The 23,718-nt window shown below is 72.1% G+C and carries 24 protein-coding genes; 13 read left to right on the plus strand and 11 right to left on the minus strand.

Annotation, left to right across the window (positions count from 1 at the left end):
- Positions 1–105: 105 nt before the first annotated feature.
- From ABWI07_RS06395 to ABWI07_RS06405, 3 genes are all read left to right on the plus strand, one after another.
- The gene (locus ABWI07_RS06395; RefSeq protein ID WP_353817904.1) at positions 106–738 is read left to right on the plus strand and encodes a TetR/AcrR family transcriptional regulator; all 633 of its coding nucleotides are present in this window, start codon (positions 106–108) and stop codon (positions 736–738) included.
- 125 nt (positions 739–863) lie between these two features.
- Positions 864–2,213 (plus strand): flavin monoamine oxidase family protein, encoded by a 1,350-nt coding sequence (locus ABWI07_RS06400; protein ID WP_353817905.1) that lies wholly within the window; start codon positions 864–866, stop codon positions 2,211–2,213.
- A gap of 85 nt (positions 2,214–2,298) precedes the next feature.
- Positions 2,299–4,020: an aldehyde dehydrogenase family protein gene (locus ABWI07_RS06405; RefSeq protein ID WP_353817906.1), complete on the plus strand. Its 1,722-nt coding sequence runs from the start codon at positions 2,299–2,301 to the stop codon at positions 4,018–4,020.
- Positions 4,021–4,112: 92 nt separating this feature from the next.
- Here ABWI07_RS06405 and ABWI07_RS06410 read toward each other — a convergent pair whose 3' ends face one another.
- Together ABWI07_RS06410 and ABWI07_RS06415 are read right to left on the minus strand one after the other, a co-directional pair.
- The gene (locus tag ABWI07_RS06410; RefSeq protein ID WP_353817907.1) at positions 4,113–5,009 is read right to left on the minus strand and encodes an alpha/beta hydrolase; all 897 of its coding nucleotides are present in this window, start codon (positions 5,007–5,009) and stop codon (positions 4,113–4,115) included.
- A gap of 91 nt (positions 5,010–5,100) precedes the next feature.
- Positions 5,101–5,874 (minus strand): SAM-dependent methyltransferase, encoded by a 774-nt coding sequence (locus ABWI07_RS06415; RefSeq protein ID WP_235036883.1) that lies wholly within the window; start codon positions 5,872–5,874, stop codon positions 5,101–5,103.
- Positions 5,875–6,005: 131 nt separating this feature from the next.
- Here ABWI07_RS06415 and ABWI07_RS06420 point away from each other — a divergent pair, with 131 nt between their 5' ends.
- Entirely contained in the window at positions 6,006–7,064 is a 1,059-nt protein-coding gene (locus ABWI07_RS06420; protein WP_149260088.1) for an MBL fold metallo-hydrolase, read from the plus strand.
- A 10-nt stretch (positions 7,065–7,074) separates the two neighbouring features.
- Here the strand turns inward: ABWI07_RS06420 and ABWI07_RS06425 are convergent, their stop codons facing one another.
- Both ABWI07_RS06425 and ABWI07_RS06430 read right to left on the minus strand, forming a co-directional pair.
- Complete coding sequence (locus ABWI07_RS06425) at positions 7,075–7,836, minus strand: class I SAM-dependent methyltransferase (protein ID WP_149260087.1); 762 nt, start codon at positions 7,834–7,836, stop codon at positions 7,075–7,077.
- Positions 7,833–8,480 (minus strand): GNAT family N-acetyltransferase, encoded by a 648-nt coding sequence (locus ABWI07_RS06430; RefSeq protein WP_353817908.1) that lies wholly within the window; start codon positions 8,478–8,480, stop codon positions 7,833–7,835. Before ABWI07_RS06430 ends, ABWI07_RS06425 begins: the two co-directional genes overlap by 4 nt.
- An 84-nt stretch (positions 8,481–8,564) precedes the next feature.
- Between ABWI07_RS06430 and ABWI07_RS06435 the strand changes: the two genes are divergently transcribed.
- Positions 8,565–9,404, plus strand: coding sequence for an alpha/beta fold hydrolase (locus tag ABWI07_RS06435; RefSeq protein WP_353817909.1), 840 nt, complete (start codon positions 8,565–8,567; stop codon positions 9,402–9,404).
- A gap of 8 nt (positions 9,405–9,412) precedes the next feature.
- On the opposite strand, the gene ABWI07_RS06440 is transcribed toward ABWI07_RS06435, so the two are convergent.
- The 5 genes from ABWI07_RS06440 to ABWI07_RS06460 all read right to left on the minus strand — a co-directional run bounded on the left by ABWI07_RS06440 (position 9,413) and on the right by ABWI07_RS06460 (position 13,543).
- On the minus strand, positions 9,413–9,610 hold the full coding sequence (locus tag ABWI07_RS06440; RefSeq protein ID WP_149260084.1) for a hypothetical protein: 198 nt from the start codon (positions 9,608–9,610) through the stop codon (positions 9,413–9,415).
- Between the two features lie 88 nt (positions 9,611–9,698).
- Positions 9,699–11,447, minus strand: coding sequence for a protein kinase domain-containing protein (locus ABWI07_RS06445; RefSeq protein WP_353817910.1), 1,749 nt, complete (start codon positions 11,445–11,447; stop codon positions 9,699–9,701).
- Between the two features lie 33 nt (positions 11,448–11,480).
- Complete coding sequence (locus tag ABWI07_RS06450; RefSeq protein ID WP_200841936.1) at positions 11,481–11,771, minus strand: chorismate mutase; 291 nt, start codon at positions 11,769–11,771, stop codon at positions 11,481–11,483.
- A 24-nt stretch (positions 11,772–11,795) separates the two neighbouring features.
- A complete protein-coding gene (locus tag ABWI07_RS06455; RefSeq protein ID WP_353817911.1) occupies positions 11,796–12,203 on the minus strand; it encodes a MarR family winged helix-turn-helix transcriptional regulator in 408 nt (135 codons plus the stop codon).
- 35 nt (positions 12,204–12,238) lie between these two features.
- Positions 12,239–13,543, minus strand: coding sequence for a GH1 family beta-glucosidase (locus ABWI07_RS06460; RefSeq protein WP_353817912.1), 1,305 nt, complete (start codon positions 13,541–13,543; stop codon positions 12,239–12,241).
- 149 nt (positions 13,544–13,692) lie between these two features.
- On the opposite strand from ABWI07_RS06460, the gene ABWI07_RS06465 reads away from it, so the two are divergent.
- From ABWI07_RS06465 to ABWI07_RS06485, 5 genes are all read left to right on the plus strand, one after another.
- Positions 13,693–14,316 (plus strand): TetR/AcrR family transcriptional regulator, encoded by a 624-nt coding sequence (locus ABWI07_RS06465; RefSeq protein ID WP_149260079.1) that lies wholly within the window; start codon positions 13,693–13,695, stop codon positions 14,314–14,316.
- Positions 14,317–14,364: 48 nt separating this feature from the next.
- A complete protein-coding gene (locus ABWI07_RS06470) occupies positions 14,365–15,009 on the plus strand; it encodes an LURP-one-related family protein (protein ID WP_235036882.1) in 645 nt (214 codons plus the stop codon).
- A 190-nt stretch (positions 15,010–15,199) separates the two neighbouring features.
- Positions 15,200–16,306: a ferritin-like domain-containing protein gene (locus ABWI07_RS06475; RefSeq protein ID WP_149260078.1), complete on the plus strand. Its 1,107-nt coding sequence runs from the start codon at positions 15,200–15,202 to the stop codon at positions 16,304–16,306.
- A gap of 259 nt (positions 16,307–16,565) precedes the next feature.
- Complete coding sequence (locus ABWI07_RS06480) at positions 16,566–17,411, plus strand: hypothetical protein (RefSeq protein ID WP_353817913.1); 846 nt, start codon at positions 16,566–16,568, stop codon at positions 17,409–17,411.
- 488 nt (positions 17,412–17,899) lie between these two features.
- Complete coding sequence (locus ABWI07_RS06485) at positions 17,900–18,517, plus strand: septal ring lytic transglycosylase RlpA family protein (protein WP_353817914.1); 618 nt, start codon at positions 17,900–17,902, stop codon at positions 18,515–18,517.
- 53 nt (positions 18,518–18,570) lie between these two features.
- On the opposite strand, the gene ABWI07_RS06490 is transcribed toward ABWI07_RS06485, so the two are convergent.
- Entirely contained in the window at positions 18,571–19,572 is a 1,002-nt protein-coding gene (locus tag ABWI07_RS06490; RefSeq protein ID WP_353817915.1) for an alpha/beta hydrolase, read from the minus strand.
- A gap of 341 nt (positions 19,573–19,913) precedes the next feature.
- Here ABWI07_RS06490 and ABWI07_RS06495 point away from each other — a divergent pair, with 341 nt between their 5' ends.
- Positions 19,914–20,276: a YkvA family protein gene (locus tag ABWI07_RS06495; protein ID WP_149260076.1), complete on the plus strand. Its 363-nt coding sequence runs from the start codon at positions 19,914–19,916 to the stop codon at positions 20,274–20,276.
- 63 nt (positions 20,277–20,339) lie between these two features.
- Here the strand turns inward: ABWI07_RS06495 and ABWI07_RS06500 are convergent, their stop codons facing one another.
- Entirely contained in the window at positions 20,340–21,089 is a 750-nt protein-coding gene (locus ABWI07_RS06500; RefSeq protein ID WP_268843253.1) for an IclR family transcriptional regulator, read from the minus strand.
- A 223-nt stretch (positions 21,090–21,312) separates the two neighbouring features.
- On the opposite strand from ABWI07_RS06500, the gene ABWI07_RS06505 reads away from it, so the two are divergent.
- A complete protein-coding gene (locus ABWI07_RS06505) occupies positions 21,313–23,139 on the plus strand; it encodes a hypothetical protein (protein WP_353817916.1) in 1,827 nt (608 codons plus the stop codon).
- 156 nt (positions 23,140–23,295) lie between these two features.
- Entirely contained in the window at positions 23,296–23,544 is a 249-nt protein-coding gene (locus ABWI07_RS06510; RefSeq protein ID WP_149260073.1) for a TFIIB-type zinc ribbon-containing protein, read from the plus strand.
- The last annotated feature ends 174 nt before the right edge of the window (positions 23,545–23,718 follow it).

Genomic DNA, 23,718 nt, shown 5'->3' on the forward strand with positions numbered 1-23,718 from the left:
CAGTCAGTTGACCGACTGGGAGGTGACGATAAGCAGGTGCCACGCCGGTTGACAAGATGGATGGGACAATAATTCGGTCAGTCGACCACATCTGGGAGAGAGTGAATGGCGTACATGGAGGCCTCGGTCCGTCGCAAGCAGCTCGTGGCGGCCGCCCGCAGCGTGCTGGCAAGGGAGGGCGTCGCCCGCACCTCGTTGCGCGCCGTCGCCGCGGAGGGCGGGGTCTCGCTCGGGACGCTGCAGTACGTCTTCCCCTCCAAGGAACTCCTGCTCCGGGCCGTCATCGAGGACGTGGTCGACGAGATCGCCGGGGTGCTCAAGGAGTCGGTGCAGGTGGAGGACGGCCTCGAGCACGCGATCCGCCAGGGGCTCACCAGGTTCTGGTCCCAACTGGTGGCCGAGCAGTCCGACCTGCAGCTCATGCAGTACGAACTGACCACCTACGCTCTGCGGACCCCGGGGCAAGAGCACCTGGCGCGCTGGCAGTACGAACGCTATGCCGGCATCGTGGCCCAGTGGTGCCAGGAGGCCGCCGGCAAGGCCGGTGAGGTCTGCGCGATCCCGTTCGCCCAGTTGGCGAGGGTGGTGGTGGCCAGTGTCGACGGGCTGATCCTGCAGCACGTGTGCGACCCCAGTCCGGGCCGGTCGCGCGAGGACCTCGACGCCGTGATCGAGATGCTCATCGGGCTGGCCAGGGTGCGGCCGGCCGGGCGGGTCCGCACCGCCGGTGGCGCCTGAGCGCGGGGCATGGCCACGTGATCCGGTCGGCTGCATGAATCTGTCCGTCTGAGGTCTTGCCTCGACTGACGTCGGCGTCTACGGTCCATGAAGTAAGTCATACGACTGTACTACTTGGAGGTCCCATGCCTGACGTCGATGTCGTCGTGGTGGGTGCCGGTCTCGCCGGCCTCAGTGCGGCCCGGGAGCTGGTGGCCGCCGGAAGGACCGTGGCCGTCCTGGAGGCCCGGGACCGGGTCGCGGGTCGCACGCTCGGCGGCGTCCTCAGCAACGGGGTGCCGGTGGAGATGGGCGGCCAGTGGGTCGGCCCGACCCAGGACGCCGTCCTCGACCTCATCGAGGAGCTCGGCCTGGAGACCTTCTCGACCTTCGACGACGGCGAGTCCCTCACCGTCTACGACGGTAAGGCGGTGCGGTACGCCGACGAGACCTTCGGCCTCCCTCTGGACTCCGCGATGGAGGTCGGCCGGCTCTGGGAGGAGATCGAGGAGCTCGCCTCGACCGTCACCACCGGGGCGCCGTGGGAGACCGAAGGCGCCGAGGACCTCGACCGCCGCACCCTCGACCAGTGGCTGGTCGCCAGCACCGAGGACACCATCGCCCTGCGCTTCTTCCGCCTGCTGGTGCCCGCTCTCTTCTCGGCGGAGTCTCCGGAGCTCTCGCTGCTGCACTTCCTCTTCTACGTCAAGTCCGGCACCAGCCTCGAGACCCTGGTCGCGACCACCGGTGGGGCCCAGGAGACCCGCGTGGTCGGCGGCACCCACCGGATCTCCGAGCGGATGGCGGAGGAACTCGGCGACCGGGTGCGGCTCGGCGCGGTGGTCCGCTCCATCGTCCAGGACGACACCGGGGTCGTCGTCGCCTACGAGGGTGGCCAGGTCACCGCCGGGCACGTGATCGTCGCGGTCCCGCAGACGCTCGCGGGCCGCATCCGCTACACCCCCGCCCTGCCCGCGCTGCGCGACGGCCTGACCCAGCAGATGCCGGCCGGCTCGGTGATCAAGTTCCAGGTCGGCTATGACACGCCGTTCTGGCGGGAGGAGGGGCTCAACGGCTTCGTGCTCAGCCTCGACGACTCGTTCAACGTCGTCCTGGACAACTCCCCGCCCGACGGCTCCTGCGGCGTCCTGGTCGGCTTCCTCGAAGGCGCCCACGCCCGCACCGCCGGCCGGGCGACCGCCGAGGAGCGCCGTGAACTGGTCGTCGCCGCCCTGGTGAAGTACTTCGGGGAGAAGGCCGCACGCCCGTTCGACGTGGTGGAGCAGGACTGGACCGCCGAGGAGTTCACCCGCGGCTGCTACGGCGGACGACTCGGCGCCGGCGCCTGGACCCAGTACGGCAGGGCCCTCACCGCGCCGGTCGGCCGCATCCACTGGGCCGGCGCGGAGACCTCCGACGTCTGGAACGGCTACATGGACGGCGCGGTCCGGTCCGGCCGCCGCGCCGCCGGAGAGATCCTCGCCGAGTACTCCTGAGCCCGAGGGGTGGCGGTGACCCCGCCGCCCCCTCTCGCGCCCTCGCTCCTCGACACCCCTCCTCCGCACACCCGAGGAACAGATCATGAGGCTGACAGAACCGGCCGGCGCCCACCTCGACCCCGACGCGCTCGTCCAGCGCCTCGCCGCCGGCGAGAAGGCGTGGGCCGCGACCCCCCTGGCCGAGCGCCGCGACCTGCTCCTGGAGGTGATGCGGGCCGCCCACGCGAACGCGGCCGAGTGGGTCCGCATCGCGGCGCGCATCAAGCGACTCCCCACGGCCTCGCCGTCCGTCGGCGAGGAGTGGACCAGTGGCCCGTACGCCCTGATCGGCTACGCGCAGGCGCTGCAGGAGACCCTGGACCGCCTGGGCCGCGGCGGCCGGGTGCTCGCGGGATACGGCGTCGGCGAGGCGCCGGGCGGTCGGCTCGCCGTCCGGATCCTGCCGCACCACGTCTTCGACAGGCTCCTGCTCAACGGCTTCCAGGCCGAGGTCTGGACGAAGCCGGGCGTCACCGAGGAGCAGCTGCATGACGGTGCGGGACTCGGGCAGCGGACACCGGAGCGGACCGGCGGCGTGGCACTGGTGCTGGGCGCGGGCAACATCTTCTCCATCCCTCCGCTCGACGTGCTCTACCAGCTGTACGCCGACAACCGAACCGTCGTGCTCAAGCTGAACCCCATCACCGACCCGCTCCTCGGGGTCTTCCGCACCATCTTCCTGCCGCTGATCGACCGCGGCCTCGTCGAGATCGTCAGCGGGGGAGCCGAAGTCGGCTCGACCCTGGCGAACCACCCGGGGATCACGGCGGTCCACATGACCGGGAGCGAGGCGACCCACGACGCCGTCGTGTGGGGCGTGGGCGACGAGGCGGCGGCCGGGAAGGCGGCGGGCGCTCCGCGGCTGGACAAGCCGATGACCAGCGAGCTCGGCGGGGTCTGCCCCGTCATCGTCGTGCCGGGCGAGTGGTCCGCGGCGGACCTGCGGTTCCAGGCCGAGCACGTGGCCACCCAGCGCCTGCACAACAGCGGGTGCAACTGCGTCGCCGGTCAGATCGTGATCCTCAGCTCCGACTGGGCGCAGAAGGACGACTTCCTCGCCGCCCTCCGCCGGGCGCTGAGGGCCGCACCGGCCCGCCCGGCGTGGTACCCGGGATGCGACGCGCGCGTCCGGTCCGCCCGCCGTCTCCACCCGGCGGCCGAGGCCGTCGGCGGGACACCGGAACGCACGCTGCTCACCGGCCTGGACCTCACCGACGCGGGGGAGTCGGCCTTCTCCACCGAGTACTTCGGCCCTGTGCTCGGCGTCGCCGAGCTGCCCGGGACAGGCGCGGAGTTCCTCGACGCCGCGGTGGCCGCCGCCAACGACCGGCTGCGCGGCACCCTGGGCGCCAACATCATCGTCCATCCCGCGACGATCAGGGCGCTCGGCGGCCGTCTCCGCACGGCCGTCGCCGACCTGCGCTACGGCACGATCGGGGTGAACGCCTGGACCGGCCTCGGCTTCCTCACCCCACGGGCGACCTGGGGGGCCTACCCGGGACACACCCTGGAGGACGTGCAGAGCGGCATCGGCGTCGTCCACAACGCCCTGCTCCTCGATCACACCGAGCGCACCGTCCTGACCGGGCCGTTCCGGCCTTCGCCACGGTCCATCCTGCACGGGGAGCGGTCCATCTCCCCGAAGCCCCCGTGGTTCGTCACCAACCGCACCGCCGCCGCCACCGGACGGCTGCTGACCGGTTTCACGGCACGACCGCGCTGGCGCGCGCTGCCGAGGATCTTCGCCTCCGCCCTGCGCGGCTGACGCCCGGACCGCCGGGATGTAGCGCGCCGCCGTGGTCCCGACCGGGGGTGGAGCGACCAGTGCGCTCCGCGCCTACGTTCGCGGCGGCGAACTCACCTGGCCAGGGCCCGCCGCAGGACGGCGCCGAGAGCGGCCACCTGCCGTTGGGACACCTCGGCGGACTGGATCGCCTGGGACCCGTGGAAGGTACCGGGCCACTGGTGCAACTCGACCGACACCCCTGCCTGGAGCAGGCGCAGTCCGTATTCGATGGCCTCATCGCGGTTCGGGTCGAACTCCGCGGTGGCGATATAGGCCGGTGGGAGTCCTGACAGGTCCGCCGCCCGGGCCGGGGCTGCTTCGGGTGTGCCGGGCGCGGAGCCCAAGTAGTGCCGCCACGACGCGGCGACGACGTCGCGGTCGATCCAGGGCGTGTCGGTGAAGTTCCGCTGCGACCAGGTCTGCTGCCGATCATCGAGCTCGGGCTCGTTGAGCAGCTGGAAGCGAACCGGCGGACCGTGCCGGTCCCGCGCCCGCAACGCCACCTGGGCCGCCAGCCCCGCACCGGCGCTGTGGCCTCCGACGGCGATCCGCTCCGGGTCGATGCCGAGTCCGGCCGCGTTCCCGGCCGCCCAGGCGAGCACGGCGTAGATGTCGTCGAGGGCGGCCGGGAACGGGTTCTCGGGGGAGCGCCGGTAGTCCACCGAGATCACCACAGCGCCTGAGCCCTCGGCGATCCGGGTGGCCCAGAGATGCTCGGTGTCCAGGTCGCCCATGACGAATCCGCCGCCATGCAGCCAGACGACGGCCCCCTGGGCAGGGCGCGGGCGATAGATCCGCACCGCCACTTCCGGATCAGCGGGGACCGTGCGGTCCTCGACGTCCATGGTCGCGGTGTCCGGCGCCGGCCTCGCCGCGGCCGCCATGGCGTAGTTCTTCCGCGCGGCGTCCGGGTCGGTCAGATCGACCCGGGGCACCATCGAGACGAATGCTTCCAGTTCGGGGTCCATGCGACGATCTTCGCCTCCGCCTCCCCCGCTGGTCATCCGCCGTTCGTCGCGCATCCCCGTGCATCACGCGCCGGTCGTCGCCCGCGTGATGTCAGCGGTCCTTGCGGGCCACGGCCGTCCAGCCGGCGTCGGTGATGTACTCGCCGCCGTAGGGGCGCCACTCGTGCAGGCGGACGACGCCCGGGTCCAGGATGGTGAGGCCGTCGAGGAGCGCCGTCACCTGGTCGCGGGTCCTGGCCACCAGGCTCGCGCTCGCAGACTGCGCCCGGTAGGTCTCCCCGACCTGGACGTTGCGCTGCTCCTCCAGCGCCGCGTGCGACAGGATGACGTGGCTGCCCGCGGGCAGGGCGTCGGTGAAGCGCCGTACGAGCGCGGCCGGGTTCTCCTCGTCATGGAGGAAGTGCAGGACGGCGACGAACAGCACACAGACCGGACGCCGGAAATCGATCAGCGTGTGCACCTGCGGATCGTCCAGCACCGTGTCCGGCTCGCGCATGTCGGCCTGGACGATCGCGGTCAGCTCGTCCGTCGCGACCAGAGCCCGCGCGTGGACGGTCACCATCGGATCGTTGTCGACGTACACGACCCGCGCGCCGGGCCGCTCCTTCCGGGCGATCTCGTGCACGTTGCCTTGCGTGGGCAGGCCGGTGCCGATGTCCAGGAACTGGTCGATGCCGAGCCCGGCCACGTGGCGGACGGCGCGCTGGAGGAACGCGCGGTTCGCGCGGGCGACCCCCTCGACCGTGGGGAGCGCCTGCGCGACCGCCTCCGCCGCCGCGCGGTCCGAGGCGTAGTTGTCCTTGCCGCCCAGGAAGTAGTCGTACATGCGGGCCACGCTCGGTGTGCCGGTGTCGACACCGGGCACGGACGAGGCTTCTCCGGAATCCGCCATCCCGCCGCCACGACCTTCCCTAAGCGGTCCAAATCATGATCATTCAGTCTACGCCGCCCGTGTCGCGCGGGAGCGGCCTGCGGACCGGCGGTTAGGCTGCCGGTATGTGCGAGACCACCGGCGGGACGGGGGAGGCCGCGGCGTCGATGCCGCGCGAGGTGCGCGGGGCGGCGGTCGATCCCATCGCGCTGGAGCCGGTGGACGAGGTCGAGATCCTCACCCTGGTCGACAACGTCTACGACGCTCTGCTGGGCGATGACGAGCGCACCCGCCGGGCACGGGCCGGCGCGGGCGTCGTGGCCGCGCCGCAGTTCGAGGGCGGCCGCACCACCGCGGGGATGATCGCCGAGCACGGGTTCGCCGCGCTGGTCACGGTGCGCCGGGCCGGCCGCTCGACCACGCTGCTGTTCGACACCGGCCGGACGCCCGACGCGATGGTCACCAACGCCGACAGGCTCGGCGTCGACCTCGGCGACGTCCAGGGCGTCGTGCTCAGCCACGGCCACTTCGACCACACGGGCGGGCTGGCGGGGATGGCGGGCCTGCTCGGCGTGCGCTCGCTGCCGATGGTCCTGCATCCGCTGGTGTGGACGAGGCGCCGCCTCGCCGTCCCCGGCCGGGAGGTCGAGGAACTGCCGACGCTGAGCAAGCGGGCGCTGAACGGGGAGGGCTTCGAGGTCATCGAGCGCCGCGAGCCCTCGCTGCTGCTGGACGGCAGCGTCCTGATCACCGGCGAGGTGGACCGGACCACCGAGTTCGAGCACGGCATGCCGCCCCCGCACCAGGCCTGGACGGGCGCCGACTGGGTGCACGACCCGCTCGTCCTCGACGACCAGGCGCTCGTCGTCCACGTCCGGGGCCGCGGGCTGGTCGTGCTGACCGGCTGCGGCCACGCGGGCGCGATCAACATCGTCCGGCACGCGCAGCGCCTGACGGGGGTCGACGGGCTGTACGCGCTCGTCGGCGGGCTGCACCTCGGCGGCCCGGCCTTCGAACCGGTCATCCCGCCCACCGTCGCCGCCCTCACCGGCCTCGCCCCCGGACTCGTCGTCCCGGGCCACTGCACGGGCTGGCGTGCCCAGCACGCCCTGGCCGCCGCCCTGCCCGACGCCTGGGTGCAGGGCAGCAGCGGCACCGCCTACCGGCTGACCGCCGCGGCGTAGCGCGCCCGCCTCACGACGGCTTGCGGGCCTCGATGAGGGTGCGGGACGAGTGGGCGGTGAAAACGGCGTCGCGCCGGATCCGCGCGTCCAGTTCGCGCAGGCGGTCGCGGTGGCCGTCGACGGTGAAGCCGGGGACGATCCAGATCACCTTGCGCAGGAAGTAGACGACCGCGCCGATGTCGAAGAACTCCATGCGGAGCCGCTCGGAACGCAGGTCCGCGATGTCGAGCCCTGCCGCCCGGGCGTCGGCGCTCTCGACCTCCGGGTCCCGCGCGCGGCGTGCCTCGGGCTGGGGTCCGAGGAAGAACTCGGTCAGCTCGAAGACGCTCGCCGGGCCGACGTGCTGGGCGAAGTAGGTCCCGCCCGGGGCGAGGACCCGCGCGATCTCGGCCCACCGGACCGTGGCCGGATGGCGGCTGACGACCAGGTCGAACGCCTCGTCGGCGAACGGGAGCGGCGGCTCGCCGGAGTCGGCGACCACGACGGCGCCCCGGGGGTGCAGGAGGCGGGTGGCCTTGGCGATGTTCGGCGGCCACGACTCGGTCGCCGCCATCGTCGGCGGGAACCGCTCGGCTCCCGCGAGCACCTCGCCGCCGCCGGTCTCGATGTCGAGCGCCGCCCGCGCGCGGCCCAGCCGCTCGCTCATCAGGCGCTGGTACCCCCAGGACGGGCGCTGCTCCGTCGCGCGGCCGTCCAGCCAGGAGAAGTCCCAGCCCGCCACGGAGACCGTCCCGGCCTCGGCGACCAGGTCCTCGAACGTCCGCTCCGTCACTTCGGAAGCCCCAGCATCGTCCGGCAGGGAGCGAGGCCCTCGATCGTGACCGGGACGCCGCGGTGCCGCTCCCAGTCCTCCCGGGTGAGCCGGTACCGCTGGTCGATCGTCATGGACCCGCGGACGACATGGCGGTCCACGCCGTTGGGGCGGTAGCCGAGCTTGCGCGACACCGCGTTCGAGGCGTGGCTGCCCTCGAAGGCGCTGGAGACGGCCTCCTCGGCGTCCAGGCCCGCGAAGGCCAGGTGCAGGACGGCCGCCCTCATCTCGGTGCCGATCCCCTGCCCCTGGTGGCGGCGGCCGAGCCACGAACCGGTCGCGACCTGCCGGAGGACGACGAGGTCCTGCGCCCACAGGGACTGCTGCCCGACGACTTCGCCCTCATGGAGCACGGTGAGGTCGAGCTGCCATTTCTCGGGTGTCCACTCCGCGAGGTTCCTCCAGTGGTGCTGGACGACGCCGCGTGCGACCTCGGCGGGCGGACGGTCGGTCCACGGCACGAGGAACGGCATCGTCTCCGGGTCGTGGATGCCCTCGGCGGCGACGTCGGCCAGCGCGGCGAGTTCCTCGGGCGAAGGCAGGCGCAGCTCCAGCCGCGGCGTCGTCAGCCGCAGCCCGAGCGGCGGGAAATGATCGACCAGCATCCCCTCACCATGGCCCCTCCGGCCGCCTCCCGGCACCTGTTTTTGTCATTGCGGGGAAGGCGTTCGGTCACGAGGACGGCGGGCATGCCGACGTTCGCGGCCCCCGACGGAACCGAACTCGCCTACCGCCTCGTGGGAGCAGGTGAGCCGCTGGTGTGCGTGCCCGGCGGACCGATGCGCGCCTCCTCCTACCTGGGCGACCTCGGTGGCCTGGCGCGCCATCGCCGGCTCGTCCTGCTGGACCTGCGGGGGACGGGCGCCTCGGCCGTTCCCCGGGACAGGGCGACGTACCGGTGCGACCGGCAGGTCGGCGACGTCGAGGCGCTGCGCGAGCATCTCGGCTTGGAGCGCGTCGACGTCCTCGCGCATTCGGCGGGCGGGGACATCGCCGTGCTCCATGCCGCCCGGTACGCGCGGCGCGTCCGGAGGCTGGTCCTCGTCACGGCCCGTTTTCGTGCGCTGGGCATCGGTTTCACCGCCGAGCACCGGCGCGAGGCGGCGGCGAAGCGCCGGGCGGAGCCCTGGTTCGCCGCCGGCCGCGACGCTTTCGAGGCCGTTCTGGCGGGGACGGCGTCGGACGCCGATTGGGACGCCGCCGCGCCCTTCTTCCACGGGCGCTGGGATGCGGTCGCCCGGCGCCACGCGGCTTCCGAGGCCGAAGAGACCAACGACGAGGCGGCGGATCTCTACGCGTCGCCCGAGGCCTTCGATCCCGCCGCGGCGCGCGCCGCGATCGCCGGGCTGGCGGCCCCGGCCCTCGTGCTCGCGGCCGAGCTCGACGGCGCCCCGCCACCTCGCGTCGCCGCCCGGGCCGCGGAGCTGTTCCCGTACGCGGAATCGGTGGTCCAGCCGGGAGCCGGGCACTACCCGTGGCTGGACGATCCCGCTCGCTTCACGCGGACCGTCGCGGACTTCCTGGCCTGAGCTGCGGGTCAGAAGCCCAGGACGAGGAAGACGATGCCGGCGACGACGTGGGCGACGACGGTGACCGCCAGGGCGGCCACGAACAGGGCCTTGGCCGTGGGGTGGTCGAACTGGGAGCCGGGGCGCCCGCGCTGGGAGGACCTGCTCTCGGCCTGCTGTTCGAGCTCGTCCAGGGACGGCAGGAAGGACGGTCGCTTGAGGGCCATGGTGAGCGTCCTCCTAGGTCGGGGGCCTGTTTCACCATCTCCAACGCGCTGCGGGGCCGGTTCTAATCCGGGTGCCATGACCGCCCGGTCAGGACGTGCGGAGCGCCTTGATCGTGACCTTCTGCAGCGGGGAGCCGTCCGTGCCGCCGCCCGCGACGCCCTTCTTGGCGACCTTGTCCACGATGTCCAAGCCGGAGGTGACCCGGCCGAAGACCGTGTAGGACGCGGGGAGGTTCGCGGTGTCGCCGTACAGGATGAAGAACTGGCTGCCGTTGGTGTTCGGGCCCGCGTTGGCCATGGCCACGGTGCCGCGCGTGTAACGCGCGGAGCTCAGGCTCTCGTCGTCGAACTGGTAGGCGGGACCGCCCTGCCCCGTCCCGGTCGGGTCGCCGCACTGGAGGACCTGGAGGGTCGGGTCCGTCGTCAGCCGGTGGCACGAGGTGCCGTCGTAGAACTTCTGGGCGGCGAGGTGGGCGAGGGAGTTCACCGTGCAAGGCGCCGTCCCGGCGTCCAGTGAGAGCTGGAGCGTGCCGAGGTTGGTCTGGATGGCGGCGCGCGACAGGACCGCTGCCGGGAGCCGGGCCGGCGGCTTCCCGACGTCCCTGTTGTTCGTGCCGGTCACGGTCCGGTATTCGCAGGAACTGGACGGCGCCGACTGGGCGACCGGCGTCCTGCCGCCGCTCCCGCTGTCCTTGGCCTTGTCGTCGCCGTCGAGGAGGGTCGCGGCGACGAGCCCGCCGGCCAGCATCACGGCCGCGGCGGCCGCTCCGGTGATGAGCAGCACCCGGCCGCCCCGTCCGGCCGGCCGCGGGTTCCCCGGGTGCGGGTAGCTCCCCGGCGGCGGGAACGGGGGCACGGGGGCCGCCGGCGGCCAGCCTCCGGCGCCCGGCGGCACCGAGGACGGCTGCGGGGCGGGCGGGTGCGTCGGGGCCTGGTGCGCGGCGGCCGGTGGCGTCCAGTTCGCGGCCTGCGGTGATGCTTCCGGTCGGGCGGCGGCCGAGGTGCCCTCCGCGAGGAGGTCGGCGTTCGGGCCGAGGCCGAGCAGCCGCTGGAGCACCTGGAGCGCGGTCGGGCGGGCCGCCGGTTCCTTCTCCAGGCAGGACGCGACGAGCGTCCGCAGGTCGCCGGTCAGCGCGCCCAGGTCAGGCTGCCCGTACAGGATCCGCTGCATGATGACCGGCACCGAATCGCCGCCGAACGGCGGGACGCCGTTCGCGGCGAACGCCATCGTGCAGCCCCACGCGAACATGTCCAGCGGCGCGCCGCCCGCGGACCCCGCGACCTGCTCCGGCGCCATGTAGGCGGGGGTGCCGACGGCACCGGTCAGGGTGGCGGAGGTCGCCTCCAGCGGGCGCGCGACGCCGAAGTCGATGACCTTCGGGCCGTCCGGGCCGAGCAGCACGTTGGCCGGCTTGAAGTCGCGGTGGACGACGCCGGCCTCGTGGATGGCCGCGAGCGCGGTGGCGGTGCCGACCGCGAGCCTGACCAGCTCCTCCGGGGACGCCACGCCCTCCGCGAGGACCCGGTCGCGCAGCGAGGGCCCGTCGATGTACTCGCTGACGATGTAGGGGGTGTCTCCGTCGGCCTCCGCCGCGAGGACGCGGGCGGTGCAGAAGGGGGCGACGCTGCGGGCCGCCGCCAGCTCCCGGTCGAAGAGCGTGCGGGCCCGCTCGTCCCGTCCGATGTCCGCGTGCAGGAGCTTCACGGCGACTCGCTCGCCGGTCTCCGACTCGCCCAGGAAGACGACGCCCTGGGCGCCCTCGCCGACCCGGGCCGTCAGCCGGAACCCGCCGATCTCACGGGGGTCGGTGGCGCGCAGCGGACGGGTCTCCGGCATTCAGAACCTCCACGACGAAGCGGAGAGAGCAGCCTATCCGCGGCCGCTCGCGTGCTCGGTCAGCTCCAGGTCGACGAAGGCGCCGATCATCGCCCGCCACACCGCCTCCGCGACCTCGGGCGAGAGCCCGGCGTCCGCGGCCCGTTCCCGCGCCAGCCGGACGACCTGCTCGACCCGGTCGGGCGCGCGGACGGCCTGCTCGTCGCGCTTGAAGGCGGCGGCCGCTCGCACCAGTTCCTCGCGTTCGGCGAGCAGCCGGACGAGGCGCCCGTCGATGGCGTCGATCCGCGCACGCACGTCCGCGAGGTTCTCAGGAGACTCCATGCGCATCAGCATGCCGCAAAGCGGTCACGGGGAGAGGCGCAGCAGCAGGGCCAGGAGCGTGGCGCGGTCGTCCTCCGGCAGAGGCGCGAAGAGTTCGGCCAGGGCCTCGTCGACGATCCGCCGGCCGGTGCCGAGGAGCTTCTCACCGGCGGGGGTGAGGTGGTGCTCCACGCTGCGGTGGCGGCCCGGGCGCCGGTCGATCAGCCCCTGGGCGGCCAGGCGCCCGGCGAGCGTCCCGAACGCCTGCTCGCTCTGGAACGTCTCCGCCGCGAGGGCGCGCGCGGACGCCCCCGGGGCACGGCTGATCGCGCGCAGCGCGTCCCACTGGGCGGGCGTCGTGCCGGCCGCGGCGAGGCGGCCGTCGAGCGCGCGGTGCTGCCGGTGGTGGGCCTGCCTGACCGCTCTTCCGAGTTCCTGCACTTCGACGGGCATGCTTCAAGGGTAGAAGCGGTCGCCCGCCGGGCCCGTCAGCGACGCTTGGACGAGGCGATGAGGTCGCGGTACCAGCCGTAGGACGCCTTCGGCGTGCGCTTCTGCGTCTCGTAGTCGACGTGGACGAGCCCGAAGCGCGGGTGGTAGCCCTCCGCCCATTCGAAGTTGTCCAGGAGCGACCAGGTGAAGTAGCCGCGGATGTCGACACCCTCCTCGACGGCGGCCCGCACGGCCGCGATGTGGGCGTCCAGGAACTCGATGCGGGACGCGTCGTCCACGGTGCCGTCCGGGCCGGGCTCGTCGGCGAACGAGCATCCGTTCTCGGTGATGTAGAGCGGCGGCAGGTCGTAGCGGGAGTCGAGGGTGCGCAGCAGCGACAGGAAGGCGTCCGGCACGATCGGCCAGCCCATCCCCGTCGTCGGGTACTCGGTGATGTCCACGATGTCGAACGGCAGCGGGCCCTCGGCCGGGGTCGCGAGCCGCGTCGGTTGGTAGTAGTTCACGCCCAGGAAGTCGAGGGGCGAGGCGATGACCGACATGTCCTCGGAGCGGATGAACGGCGCGTCCCCCATCAGGTCCGGGTAGGCGCCGAGCAGGACGGGGTCGGTGAACAGCCGGTTCATGAAGGCGTCGAAGGCGTCGGCCGCGGGCTGGTCGGCGGGGGAGGCGGCCCAGGCCGGGGAGTAGTGGTTGGTCAGCCCGACCGAGCGGGCGCCCCGGCTGCGCAGGGCGTTGACGGCGAGGCCGTGGCCGAGGAGCTGGTGGTGCGCCGTGGGCAGCGCGTCGAGCAGGAGCGCCCGGCCGGGGGCGTAGACGCCGAACGCGTAGCCGTAGGCGGTGACGACCACGGGCTCGTTCAGGGTTATCCACATGTCGACGCGGTCGGCGAGGCGCTCGGCCGCCAGGTAGGAGAATTCGGCGAACCGGTAGGCGGTGTCGCGCACCATCCAGCCGCCGGCGTCCTCGAGCGGCTGCGGGAGGTCCCAGTGGTAGAGGGTGGCGGCGGGGGCGATGCCGGCGGCGAGCAGGCCGTCCACGAGCCGGTCGTAGAAGTCGAGGCCCTTCGCGTTGACGGCGCCGCTCCCGGAGGGCTGCACGCGCGGCCACGCGATGGAGAACCGGTAGCTGTCGACGCCGAGGCCCGCCATCAGCGCGACGTCCTGGGGCCACCGGTGGTAGTGGTCGCAGGCGACGTCGCCGGTGTGGCCGTCGCGGGTCCGCCCCGGCGTGTGGGAGAACGTGTCCCAGGTGGACGGGCCCCGCCCGTCCTCGTCGACCGCCCCTTCGATCTGGTAGGCGGCGGTGGCGACGCCCCAGCGGAAGCCCTCTGGAAGACCCATCCGCGTTCCCCTCCCCGACGGTCTGTCCGAAATGCGAATAGTATTCGGATATTAGTGGCGGGGTGGTGCGGACGGAAGACTCCTGTGGCCCCGGAGGTACGGCAGGCTGCGCATGCTCTGCACCGGTCCGTTCGGGGGACAATGGCGAGGTGACCGAGATCCGAACGCCGCTCCGCCGCCGCCCGGCCCAGCGCCGCAGCGCCGAACGCGTCCAGCGGATGCTGGACGCCTGCGCCGAGATCCTGGACGAGGACGGCTACGACGGCCTGACCACCACGCGCATCGCCCAGCGCGCCGAGGTGGCGATCGGCTCGGTGTACCAGTTCTTCCCCGACAAGCGCGCCGTCGCGCAGGCGCTCGCGCTGCGCAACCTGGAGGAGTTCGGCGACCGCATCTCCGCGCGGCTCGCCGGAGGGCGGTTCGCCGACTGGTCCGACACGGTCGGCGCGATCATCGAGATCTTCGTGGAGATGCACCGGACCGTGCCCGGCTTCCGGGTGCTGCGCTTCGGCGACGTCGCCGACGTCAACCTGCTCGACTCCGACGCCGACAACAACGCGGTGGTCGCCGACCGGCTCCGCAGGATGATCGTGGACACCTTCGGCGTCCAGGACACCCCCGGCCTCGCCACCGCGCTCGCCATCTCGGTCGAGGCGGGCGACGCCGTGCTGAAGATGGCGTTCCGCCGCAGCCCGGACGGCGACCCGGAGATCGTCGCCGAGGCCGAGCGGCTGATCCACGGCTACCTCGCCGCCCACATCCAGGAGTCCTGAACCGGGCAGCGAAGGCATCCGGGAAACGTCGGTTGAAAGGGACTCGCTATGGCAGACTCCCCTCCGCAAACCGACACGGAACGGGTGAGTTCGCTGGACGAGGAAAGACTCCAGGCGCAGCGCAGGCTGCTGATCCGGCAGCGGGTGCGCCTGATGGTGAACCAGTACGAGGTGCACGCGGAGGGGCCCGGCGGCGAGGAGGGCGAGCTGCTCGCCTTCGCGCAGCAGAAGCGGCTGGCGTTCAAGGAGCAGGTCACCCTGTACTCGGACGACTCCAAGACGCGCCCGATCCTCGGGTTCAAGGCGCGCAAGCGCATCGACCTGGCGTCGGCGTACGACATCACGGACGCGCACGGGCAGCCGATCGGGGTCTTCCGCAAGGACTTCAAGAAGTCGCTGATCGCCTCCACCTGGCACCTCGAGCAGCCGGGCCTCGGCGTGACGACCGGCAGCGAGCGCAACAAGTTCGTGGCCGTGCTGCGGCGGGTCTGGAACTTCATCCCGTACGTGGAGAACCTGCCGTTCGCCTGGCCGTACCACTTCGACTTCTACGCCGGCGACCAGGTGGTCTTCAGCGTCGACAAGAAGTTCGGCTTCCGCGACCGCTACGTCATCGAGATCAACGATCCGCGCATCGACCGCCGGCTCGTCATCGCCCAGGCCGTCGGCCTGGACGCCCTCCAGTCCCGCTGACCCGGGACACTTCCGCCCGCACCCTCTCCACGGGGGTCGCGGGCGGCTGTGTTCGGTGGCGCTTCCGTGACGGATTCCGGCGACTCCCTGGCCTCCGCGCGCTTTACATGTTACGAAGTCATGTAAAGCCATGGGCGGTGCACACCCGCGTCGCGATCGTGCGGCGTCACCCCTGGAGGAGGATCCCCCCGTGAGTTCCTACGACCTCTACGCCACGCCTGTCCCCACGGACACGTGGAACGTCCCGATGGCGGGCGACACCCGCTTCACCTGGGAGTACGACGAAGGCCGCGACCGGCTGCTGAACCTGTACCAGAAGGGCAAGGACAAGCAGTGGGACGCGCAGAAGCGCATCGACTGGGACCTTGAGGTCGATCCGATCAACGTCGCCGGCCTGCCGGAGAACTTCAACCCGCTGTTCGGGTCCGACATCTGGGAGAAGATGTCCCAGAAGGAGCGGGACGAGTTCGGCCGCCACCAGGGCTCCTGGCTGTTCAGCCAGTTCCTGCACGGCGAGCAGGGCGCGCTGAACGTGTCGGCGCGCATCGTCCAGTCCGTCCCGGACCTGGACTCGAAGTTCTACGCCGCCACCCAGACCATGGACGAGGCGCGGCACGTCGAGCTGTACGGGAAGTTCGTGCACGAGAAGATCGGCATGTACTACCCGATCAACCAGGACCTGGCGAAGCTGCTCGCCGAGTCGCTGGAGGACAGCCGCTGGGACCTGCCCTACCTCGGCATGCAGGTCCTCATCGAGGGCCTCGCCCTCGCCGCGTTCGGGCTGTACCGCGACATGTCGACCAACCCGCTGGTCAAGCAGCTCCTCGCGTACGTCATGCAGGACGAGGCACGCCACGTCGCCTTCGGGCGGCTCGCGCTCAAGGACTACTACGCCGAGCTCACCGACAAGGAGCGGGCCGAGCGGCAGGAGTTCGTCGTCGAGGGCTGCTACCTGATGCGCGACCGCTTCAAGGGGCGCGAGGTCTTCGAGCAGCTCGACATGCCGGTGGAACGGTGCATGGAGTACGTCGACAACTCCGACATGTTCACGCTTTACCAGTCCCTGCTCTTCAGCCGCATCGTCCCGTGCGTCCGGGACGTGGGGCTCTGGGGCGACAAGGTGCAGGCCGCCTATGCGGACATGGGCGTCCTCGACAACGCCAAGGCCGACCTGGAGGCCCTCATGAGGCAGGACGAGGAGATCGCCGAGAAGGTCGACGAGGAGCGCTACGCGGCGGAACTCGCCGCCCGCAAGGACGAGGTCGACGAGGCCATCTCCCTCGGCGCGGTCGAGTAGCCCGCGAGCCCGCCAGGCGGGGGTGCCCTTCGGGGCGCCCCCGTTCTGTTTTGTCGAGAATTATCGGCATTTGCTGATTCGTGCGATGTCGATGATCACTCCATGGAGATCCTTCGGTTTTCCCCAAGTCATTTTCGAATCGGCCGTGCGCGCCACCGGGGTGTACTAGCCTCCCCGCTCGACGGTGCGCCGGGATTCATCGCCTTCTCGGCCGCACACCGCATGTGCAGGGTCAATCCGAAAACCCCGGGGGAAAAGAATGAACCGCTCAGCCAGAAGCCTGCTCGGAGCAACCGTCCTCGGCTCGTTCGTCGCCGCGCTCGCGGTGGCGGCCGCGCCCACGGACGCCGTACCCGCGAAGGCGGCGCCGAGCGCGGCGATCGGCCCGTCCACGCGGCTCCTCTACGAGGCCGCCGCGGCGGGCAACGGCGTCATGCGGACGCTCCCCGCCCCGGTCGCCGGGGCGGCCGGCCGAGCCGCCGAGGTCGGCACCGGCGCCGCCGACGGAGTGCTCCGGGCCGCCCCGGCGGGCCAGGGGCTGCGCACCGCTCGCGACCGCCACGCGGGGACGGAGCTGCCCGTCCCGTCCGGGGGGACGGGCGACCTTACGGGGACGCTGCTCGGCGACCTCGGCAAGGGCCTGCCCATCGGCGGTCTCGGCAAGGGCCTGACCGGCGGAAAGCTCCTGCGCACCGGCAAGCCGGCCGACGGCGCGGGACCGGTCCTGCCGAACGCCCGGGCCGCCGAGGCGCCCATCAGCATGGCCGGTCCGGGAACGCTGCCGGGGCTGCTGAGCCTGCCGTCCCTGCTCGGCTCCGTGAGCCCCGGCGGCCTGCCGGCCCGCCAGGTGCTCGCGCCGAACGCCCGGCACGCGACCGGGACGCCTTCCGGCGACCTGCTCGGCCAGGTCGAGGGCACCGTGGCCAAGGCCGGGGGTCTCGGCCGGACCGAAGGCAGCGTGGTGGACGTCCTGAAAGCGCGGGAGCGGTCCGGCGGGACGGCGGACGGTCCGCTGTCCATGCCGGACGCGTCCGCGCTCGGCCTGCCGAAGGTGGGGTCGCTGACGAAGGCGCCGGGCATTCCGCTGGTGTCCGGGCGGGGCTGATCGCGGGGCACGTCGTCCCAGGTCACGGGGCGGTCCGGAGGGGGACTATCTCCCTCCGGACCGCCCCGTTCCGTTGTGCCGGACCTTTTGTTATCCGTCCGAGATAAGCGGTATACGTGGAGTAAAGACGATCTTGAAATGCGGTCACTCTGCGAAGTTGATCAGCTTCGCAGAGCAAAAGGTGAGGTGACAAAGCCCACAAACACCGGCTCTACGTCTTGATCTGCCGGGGACACAACGTACGGTCAGGGACTTGTGCGGCTCTTCAGCAATGAAAAGTGAAGATGCCTTTCCAGCCGCACCTGCCGGACGCCGATCCGCGAGGAAGCGGACGCGCCTGAGAAAGCGGCGCGGAGCGGGCTGAGGAGCCCGCAGGCGGCGGGGGATCCGGGGGACGGCCGACGTTCGCCCGACCACGCCGCGTGAGAGAGACGGCGGTGAGATCCGCCGGGCGTCCGGGGTCCTGTCCCCTAACAAAGGACTCCTCTGTGGGTAGCCCTGTCAGGCGTCTTCTTCGAGCGCGCCTCACGACAATCCTGATCGTCTCCGGCGCCGCCGTCGCCGTCCTGGCCGCGGGCGCGTTCGCCCTGGCCGGGGGCGGCGGCACCGCCGAACCGGCATCGGCGGCGCAGACCGCGCCCCAGTCCGCGGACCCGCTGGCGGACCGTCCGCACGGCGAGCCGACCCGGGCCGGCCGGGGCCGGCCCCGCTCTCCGGAGCCGTCACCTTCGAAGACTCCCAAGAAGAAGTCGTCGAAGTCCGACAGCGAGGCCGCGAGCGTGGCGAAGCCCAAGAAGAAGAAGCAGTACAAGGTCGTGGACTCGGGTTCGTGCGAGGCCTCCTACTACTGGGAGGGCCAGATGACCGCGAGCGGCGAGGCCTTCGACCCGAGCGAGCTGACGGCCGCGCACAAGACGCTGCCGATGGGTTCGAAGGTCCGCGTGACCAACAAGAACAACGACCGTTCGGTCGTCGTCCGAATCAACGACCGCGGCCCGTACGCGGGCGGACGCTGCCTGGACCTGTCCAAGGCCGCGATGCAGAAGGTCGGCGGCACCGGGTCGGGTGTCATCCCCGTCCGCTACGAGGTCCTGTCCAAGGGCTGATCCCGTTGGTTCTCCACCCGCCCGGCGGGCGCCTCGGCGTGCCCGCCGGGCGGTCAGAACCCGTGGCCCAGCCCGGCGCCCGTCCGCTCGTCCTGGGCGTCCTCGGCGTCCTGCGCACCGGACGTCCACGAACCGTGGCGGCGCGCCATCGGCTGCGTGTCGCCTTCCGCTTCGGCGGCCCCCGCACCGGCCCCGGGCCGTGCCGTCTCCGAGGCGGCGGCCCCGGGCGCCGCGGTGGCGAGACGGTCGCGGAACCAGTCGGTGAGGACGCCGTCGACCCGGACGGCCTCAGTGATCGGCGGGCGGGGCTCGGTGCCCGGCTCGGCAGCGAGCGCGTGGGCCATCCGGAACGTGGTCGACTCCGCCCGGCCGCCGTGCCTGCGCAGCTCGTCGCGGAGCGCGGTGATCTCCCGTGCGGGGACGACGCGGTCCTTGGCGCCGCCGACGAGCAGGACCGGGGCGTCCCGTCCGGCGATGTCGGCGGCGAGCGAACCGAGGTCGAGCCGGTCGGCGAGCGCGACGGCGTGCTCCGACCACGCGCGCTCCCGGCCGGACCGCTTCTCCACCGCCCGCGCGGCCCGCGCCGGGGCGACGACGGGAGCCACGACCGCGGCGGTGCTCACCGGCACGGCGCCGCGCGCCACCGCGAGCAGGGCGGCGGCGCCGCCCGCGCTGAAGCCCGCGAGGCCGACGGGACCGTCCGGGACGTCGAGGTCGCGGCGGATCTGCGCGAGCGCGTCCGGCAGCCGCTCGACGGCGTTCTCCACGGCCGCGCAGTACGCCTCGATGCTCTCGGTCTCCAGGATCGCGCCGGAGCCGAGGCCGCCGGGCGAGCGGCCCGGCAGGTCGAGGTAGACGCGCCACACCGGCACGCCCGTCATCGGGATCGCCGTGGCCAGCGCGCCCGCCGTCCGGGGCGGGTCGAAACCGGGCCAGGCCACGATCAGCCGGGTCGCGCCGGACGGGACGGCGTCGACCGCGGTGGGGGGCAGCGCGACGTACGCGTCGCCTGCCGCGGTGCCGTGGACGGGGCGGTTCGTATGGTCGCCGCTCATATCGGTACGTCAGCTCCTGCGATGCTCGACGGGCCATGCCGGTCGTGCCGGACGGAGGCGGCGCCCCGCCCGGGTGACTCATGCTCGCAGCGGACGCCAGCCGACACGCCGCGAACCGCCGTACGTCGACCATGAGAGTGATGAATGCCTCACCTGAGGTAACCCGGATCAAGCGCGGCCGTCGGGCGGCCGGCGCCCATCTCGACGGCGGCCCAGGTCAGGTCCCTGTGACCCGCGCCTCATGGCCGATCCGAGGGAACAAAACCGGCACCGGTCGCGTCCTAGTCGTACGTGGGCGTCGCGGGGGCGCGCCCTCACATACCCCCAAATAAGGAGTGCTGGTGGACAGGAAGCGCAGTGCAGCCGCCGCCGGACAGGCCTGGCATATCTACCGCGAGACGCTCGAACCCCACGCGCCCGGATTCTGGGAGCGCGTCCGCGCCGTCCCCAGGATGCTGAAGTCGGTCCTGCGGGGCCAGTACAAGGGGATGTCCTTCGGGACGCTCGGACTTCTCGCCCTGGGGCTCGTCTACATCATCTCCCCGGTCGACGCCGTCCCCGACGTCATCCCCGTGGTCGGCATCGCCGACGACACCGGGCTGGCGCTCTGGCTTGCCTCCGTCCTGGTGAAGTCGGCGGGCGACTTCGTCACCTGGGAGCGCAGCGGGCGGCCCACCGTCATCGTCGGCGAGCCCGTCGACTGACGACCGCCTCACGTCTGGCCCCCGGACCACAGGTCCGGGGGCTTTCGCATGTGAAGAGCGGCGTCAAGACGAGGCCGGGCCGAGATCCTTGGCGAAACGGTCGGCGGCGTCGCGCATGATGGGGACGACGTCCGGGACGGCCTCGCGCGTCATGCGTCCTGACGGGCCCGAGACCGAGATGGCCGTCAGAGTCGGCGCGCCTTGCAGCGCCACCGCGACGCAGCGGACACCGATCTCCTGCTCCTCGTCGTCCAGCGCGTAGCCCTGGCGGCGGATCTGCTCCAGTTCCCTCAGCAGGGCGTCCGCGTCGGTGAACGTGTTGGGCGTGTGCGCCTCCATGCCCGTCCTGCCGAGGATCTCGCGGACCCGCTGGTCGGACAGTTGCGCCAGGAGGGCCTTCCCCACTCCCGTGCAATGCGGCTGGACGCGCCGTCCCACCTCGGTGAACATCCGCATCGAGTGCTTGGACGGCACCTGCGCGACGTACACCGCCTCGTCCCCCTCCAGCACCGCCATGTTGGCCGTCTCGCCGACCTCGTCCACCAGCCGGGACAGCACCGGCCGCGCCCACGTGCCGAGCAGGCGGCTCGCGCCCTCGCCCAGCCGGATGAGCCGCGGCCCGAGGGCGTAGCGCTTGGACGGCTCCTGACGGACGTAGCCCTGGTTCACCAGCGTCCGCATCAGCCGGTAGATCGTCGGCATCGGCAGCCCGGAGGCCTCCGTCAGCTCCGACAGCGCCATCTCGCCGCCCGCGTCCGCCAGATGCTCCAGCAGATCGAACGCGCGCTCCAGCGACCGTACGGCCTCCGCCACCCCCGGCTCCTCTCCCTCGCGACCACCCGATTCTACGGAGGATCGATTTCGCTGTGCGAAAGAGGGTGTGTTGCCGGGATGAGGCATGTTACTCCGATGAGCGACCGGGCAATAACCCTCTGTGCCCGACGCCTCGGCGTCGCCCCCCGGGCAGCCATGAGGAGACCGCGAGGGGGAGCGAGTGCGAGAGGAGCGTCGAAGGGCCCGCTGGGGCGCGATCACGGTGAGCACTGCGCTGGCCGCGCCGCTCACCCTCATGAGCCCCGCCGCCCAGGCCGTGCCGGAGGCAGGCCCCTCGGGAGTCCGGTTGCTCATGGACACGACATCCGGCGGCGCCACGGCCCAGGGAACCGCCTACGCGCTGACCTTCACCATCCGAGTCCGTGCCGAGGGGGGCGTCGCGCGCGGGGTCGGTCTGAGTCTCACCGCCGACCGCTCCCTGTCTTGGACGAGCCTCTCGCCGGCCTGCTCGGAGACCGGTGTGGGCCTGCGCTGCGCTCTGGGTGATGTGGGGGCGGTGGGGCGTGACCGCAGCGGAACGGTCCGGTTCCCCGCCTCGATGGTGTCGGGGCCGTCCGCGAAGGCGCCGAGCATCCTCGCCGTGGTGGACGCCTCCAACGCCCCGCGCCGCTCGACCCGCGTGGTCTTCGACTACCCCGGCAAGGACGACTGCGCTGAAGACGAGACGTGCACGTCTGGCGGTCAGCCGAACACCAAATCCGAGACGAGCCCGAGCGAGGACATCCCGTCGCCTTGCGTGGAGAGCGGCATGCTGCCCTGCTCGGCGGCCCAACCACCCAGCACCAAGCCGATGCCGCCCCGGTCGAACGGGGATGGGCCTTCGCCATGCGCAGCCGACAAGGCAGGCACCGGCGCGCAGTGGTGTTCGACCCGCACGCCGTCCGGTGGCGAGTCGGCTCACGGCGCCAAGCCGAGCCTGGGTTCACGTCCGGGGGCGGGCACCGCGCCGACCCCCGGTGTGAAGCCGCGTTCCGTGGGGCCGGGCGGCGCGTCCCTGCCGCCGTGCGTGGGAGGCAACACGACCGTGGGCGGATGGCCGTGCCCCACGACGTTCGGAGCCGAGCAGCCCGAACCCGCCGGCCCGCCCCAGAGCGTGAAGCCGCCTCACAGCGCCAAGCCGCCTCAAAGCATGAAGCCGTCCCACGACGTCATGCCGCCTCACAGCACGAAGCCGAGCCATGGCGCGAAGCCGAGCCACGGTGTGAAGCCGGACCACGGCGTTAAGCCGCCTCACAACGTCATGCCGCCTCACAGCATGAAGCCGCCTCACAGCGTCATGCCGAGTCACGGCGCGAAGCCGAGCCATGGCAAGCCGAGTCATGGCGCCAAGCCGGACCACGGCGGTAAGGCGCCTCACAGTGCGGTGCCTCACGATGGCATGCCGTCTTCTGGCACACAGCCGCCTCAGAGCCTCGTGCCCTCTCAGGGCACCGAGCCGAGCCAGAGCACGAAGCCGAGCGAAAGCACCACGCCGAGTCAGGGCACGGAGCCGCCTCAGGCTGTGCGGCCGCCCGACGACCTCATGCCTCCTCACCACGGGAAGCCGTCCTACGGGACGAAGCCGCCCTACAACGTGAAGCCGAGCGTTGGCGCGAAGCCGGGCGAGAGCAGCAAGCCGAGCCACGGCGGCATGCCGAAGGCAGGTTCTCAGCCGGATGGAAAGGGCGAACTGCCCGGCGGGCCTGACGTGAGCGCCCCCGGGGCGCCGTACGGACCCGGGCAGCCGAGCCCCGGGGCTCCGTTCCCTTCGAGTCTGCCCGGGCCGGTTCCGCCGGTGCCGTCGGCGCCGGTCGTCCTGCCGCCGGTGAAGCCGCCGGCGCAGCCGCAGGCGGCCGACGGCGACGATACGGCGCTGATGTCCCCCGCCGGTCTGAAGGAGGGGGACGGGACGGACTGGGCGGTCGTCCTCGGCATCGCCTTCGTGGCCGAGATCGGCCTTCTGTGGGGCGCCGCCTGCATCGTGCTGAACCGGCGCAGGGCCGCCCTGAGCCGCGCCGAGGCCGGGGCAGACCAGGGCAGAACGGGCTGACGCCGCCGGACCGGCCGGGACGAAGCGAACGGCTACGCGCCAGGCAGGCGCATCCGAATCGGTGGGTGAGCGTCCCGGCATCTCCCCGAAAAGGGGCAGGTGTCAGTAAGCTGACCGGCGACGGTAAACGCGGTCGTGACGGACAGGGGATCCGGTATGTCAGACGCGACGCTGCAGTGCCCGAAGTGCGAGTCGAAGCTCGACACCCACGAACGCCACGGAGTCGTGATCGAGGAATGCCCGGGATGCAAGGGCGTCTTTCTCGACCGCGGCGAGCTGGAGCAGCTCATCGACGCGGAGAGCCGCTACCTCGCCGCGCTCCCGGACGAGGTGAACCCGGACACGACCTACCAGGGACGGCACCGCCGGGGGATCATGCAGCAGATCTTCGCCGCCGACCGGTAGCCGCGGGCACGGTCGGTGACCGGGCGAACGCCCATGTGTGAAAGGGGATTTCCTCTTGTCACGGGGGTGACAAACCGGACTTTGGCGAATGTGACCGCGAGCTAATATCGCGCACTGACTACCATCCGGTAGCTTGACGATCATCGCCGGTCACCGGAGGCCTCCAGACGGAAT

The organism is Actinomadura sp. NPDC000600 (genome assembly GCF_040492135.1).
Taxonomy (GTDB): Bacteria; Actinomycetota; Actinomycetes; order Streptosporangiales; family Streptosporangiaceae; genus Spirillospora.

What these genes read in the sequence shown, in the direction of transcription:
- ABWI07_RS06395 (WP_353817904.1), top strand. Translation starts at nt 106, where the DNA reads ATGGCGTACATGGAGGCCTCGGTCCGTCGCAAGCAGCTCGTGGCGGCC.
- ABWI07_RS06400 (WP_353817905.1), top strand. Translation starts at nt 864, where the DNA reads ATGCCTGACGTCGATGTCGTCGTGGTGGGTGCCGGTCTCGCCGGCCTC.
- ABWI07_RS06405 (WP_353817906.1), top strand. Translation starts at nt 2,299, where the DNA reads ATGAGGCTGACAGAACCGGCCGGCGCCCACCTCGACCCCGACGCGCTC.
- ABWI07_RS06410 (WP_353817907.1), bottom strand. Translation starts at nt 5,009, where the DNA reads ATGGACCCCGAACTGGAAGCATTCGTCTCGATGGTGCCCCGGGTCGAT.
- ABWI07_RS06420 (WP_149260088.1), top strand. Translation starts at nt 6,006, where the DNA reads ATGTGCGAGACCACCGGCGGGACGGGGGAGGCCGCGGCGTCGATGCCG.
- ABWI07_RS06430 (WP_353817908.1), bottom strand. Translation starts at nt 8,480, where the DNA reads ATGCTGGTCGATCATTTCCCGCCGCTCGGGCTGCGGCTGACGACGCCG.
- ABWI07_RS06435 (WP_353817909.1), top strand. Translation starts at nt 8,565, where the DNA reads ATGCCGACGTTCGCGGCCCCCGACGGAACCGAACTCGCCTACCGCCTC.
- ABWI07_RS06440 (WP_149260084.1), bottom strand. Translation starts at nt 9,610, where the DNA reads ATGGCCCTCAAGCGACCGTCCTTCCTGCCGTCCCTGGACGAGCTCGAA.
- ABWI07_RS06445 (WP_353817910.1), bottom strand. Translation starts at nt 11,447, where the DNA reads ATGCCGGAGACCCGTCCGCTGCGCGCCACCGACCCCCGTGAGATCGGC.
- ABWI07_RS06450 (WP_200841936.1), bottom strand. Translation starts at nt 11,771, where the DNA reads ATGGAGTCTCCTGAGAACCTCGCGGACGTGCGTGCGCGGATCGACGCC.
- ABWI07_RS06455 (WP_353817911.1), bottom strand. Translation starts at nt 12,203, where the DNA reads ATGCCCGTCGAAGTGCAGGAACTCGGAAGAGCGGTCAGGCAGGCCCAC.
- ABWI07_RS06460 (WP_353817912.1), bottom strand. Translation starts at nt 13,543, where the DNA reads ATGGGTCTTCCAGAGGGCTTCCGCTGGGGCGTCGCCACCGCCGCCTAC.
- ABWI07_RS06470 (WP_235036882.1), top strand. Translation starts at nt 14,365, where the DNA reads ATGGCAGACTCCCCTCCGCAAACCGACACGGAACGGGTGAGTTCGCTG.
- ABWI07_RS06480 (WP_353817913.1), top strand. Translation starts at nt 16,566, where the DNA reads ATGAACCGCTCAGCCAGAAGCCTGCTCGGAGCAACCGTCCTCGGCTCG.
- ABWI07_RS06490 (WP_353817915.1), bottom strand. Translation starts at nt 19,572, where the DNA reads ATGAGCGGCGACCATACGAACCGCCCCGTCCACGGCACCGCGGCAGGC.
- ABWI07_RS06510 (WP_149260073.1), top strand. Translation starts at nt 23,296, where the DNA reads ATGTCAGACGCGACGCTGCAGTGCCCGAAGTGCGAGTCGAAGCTCGAC.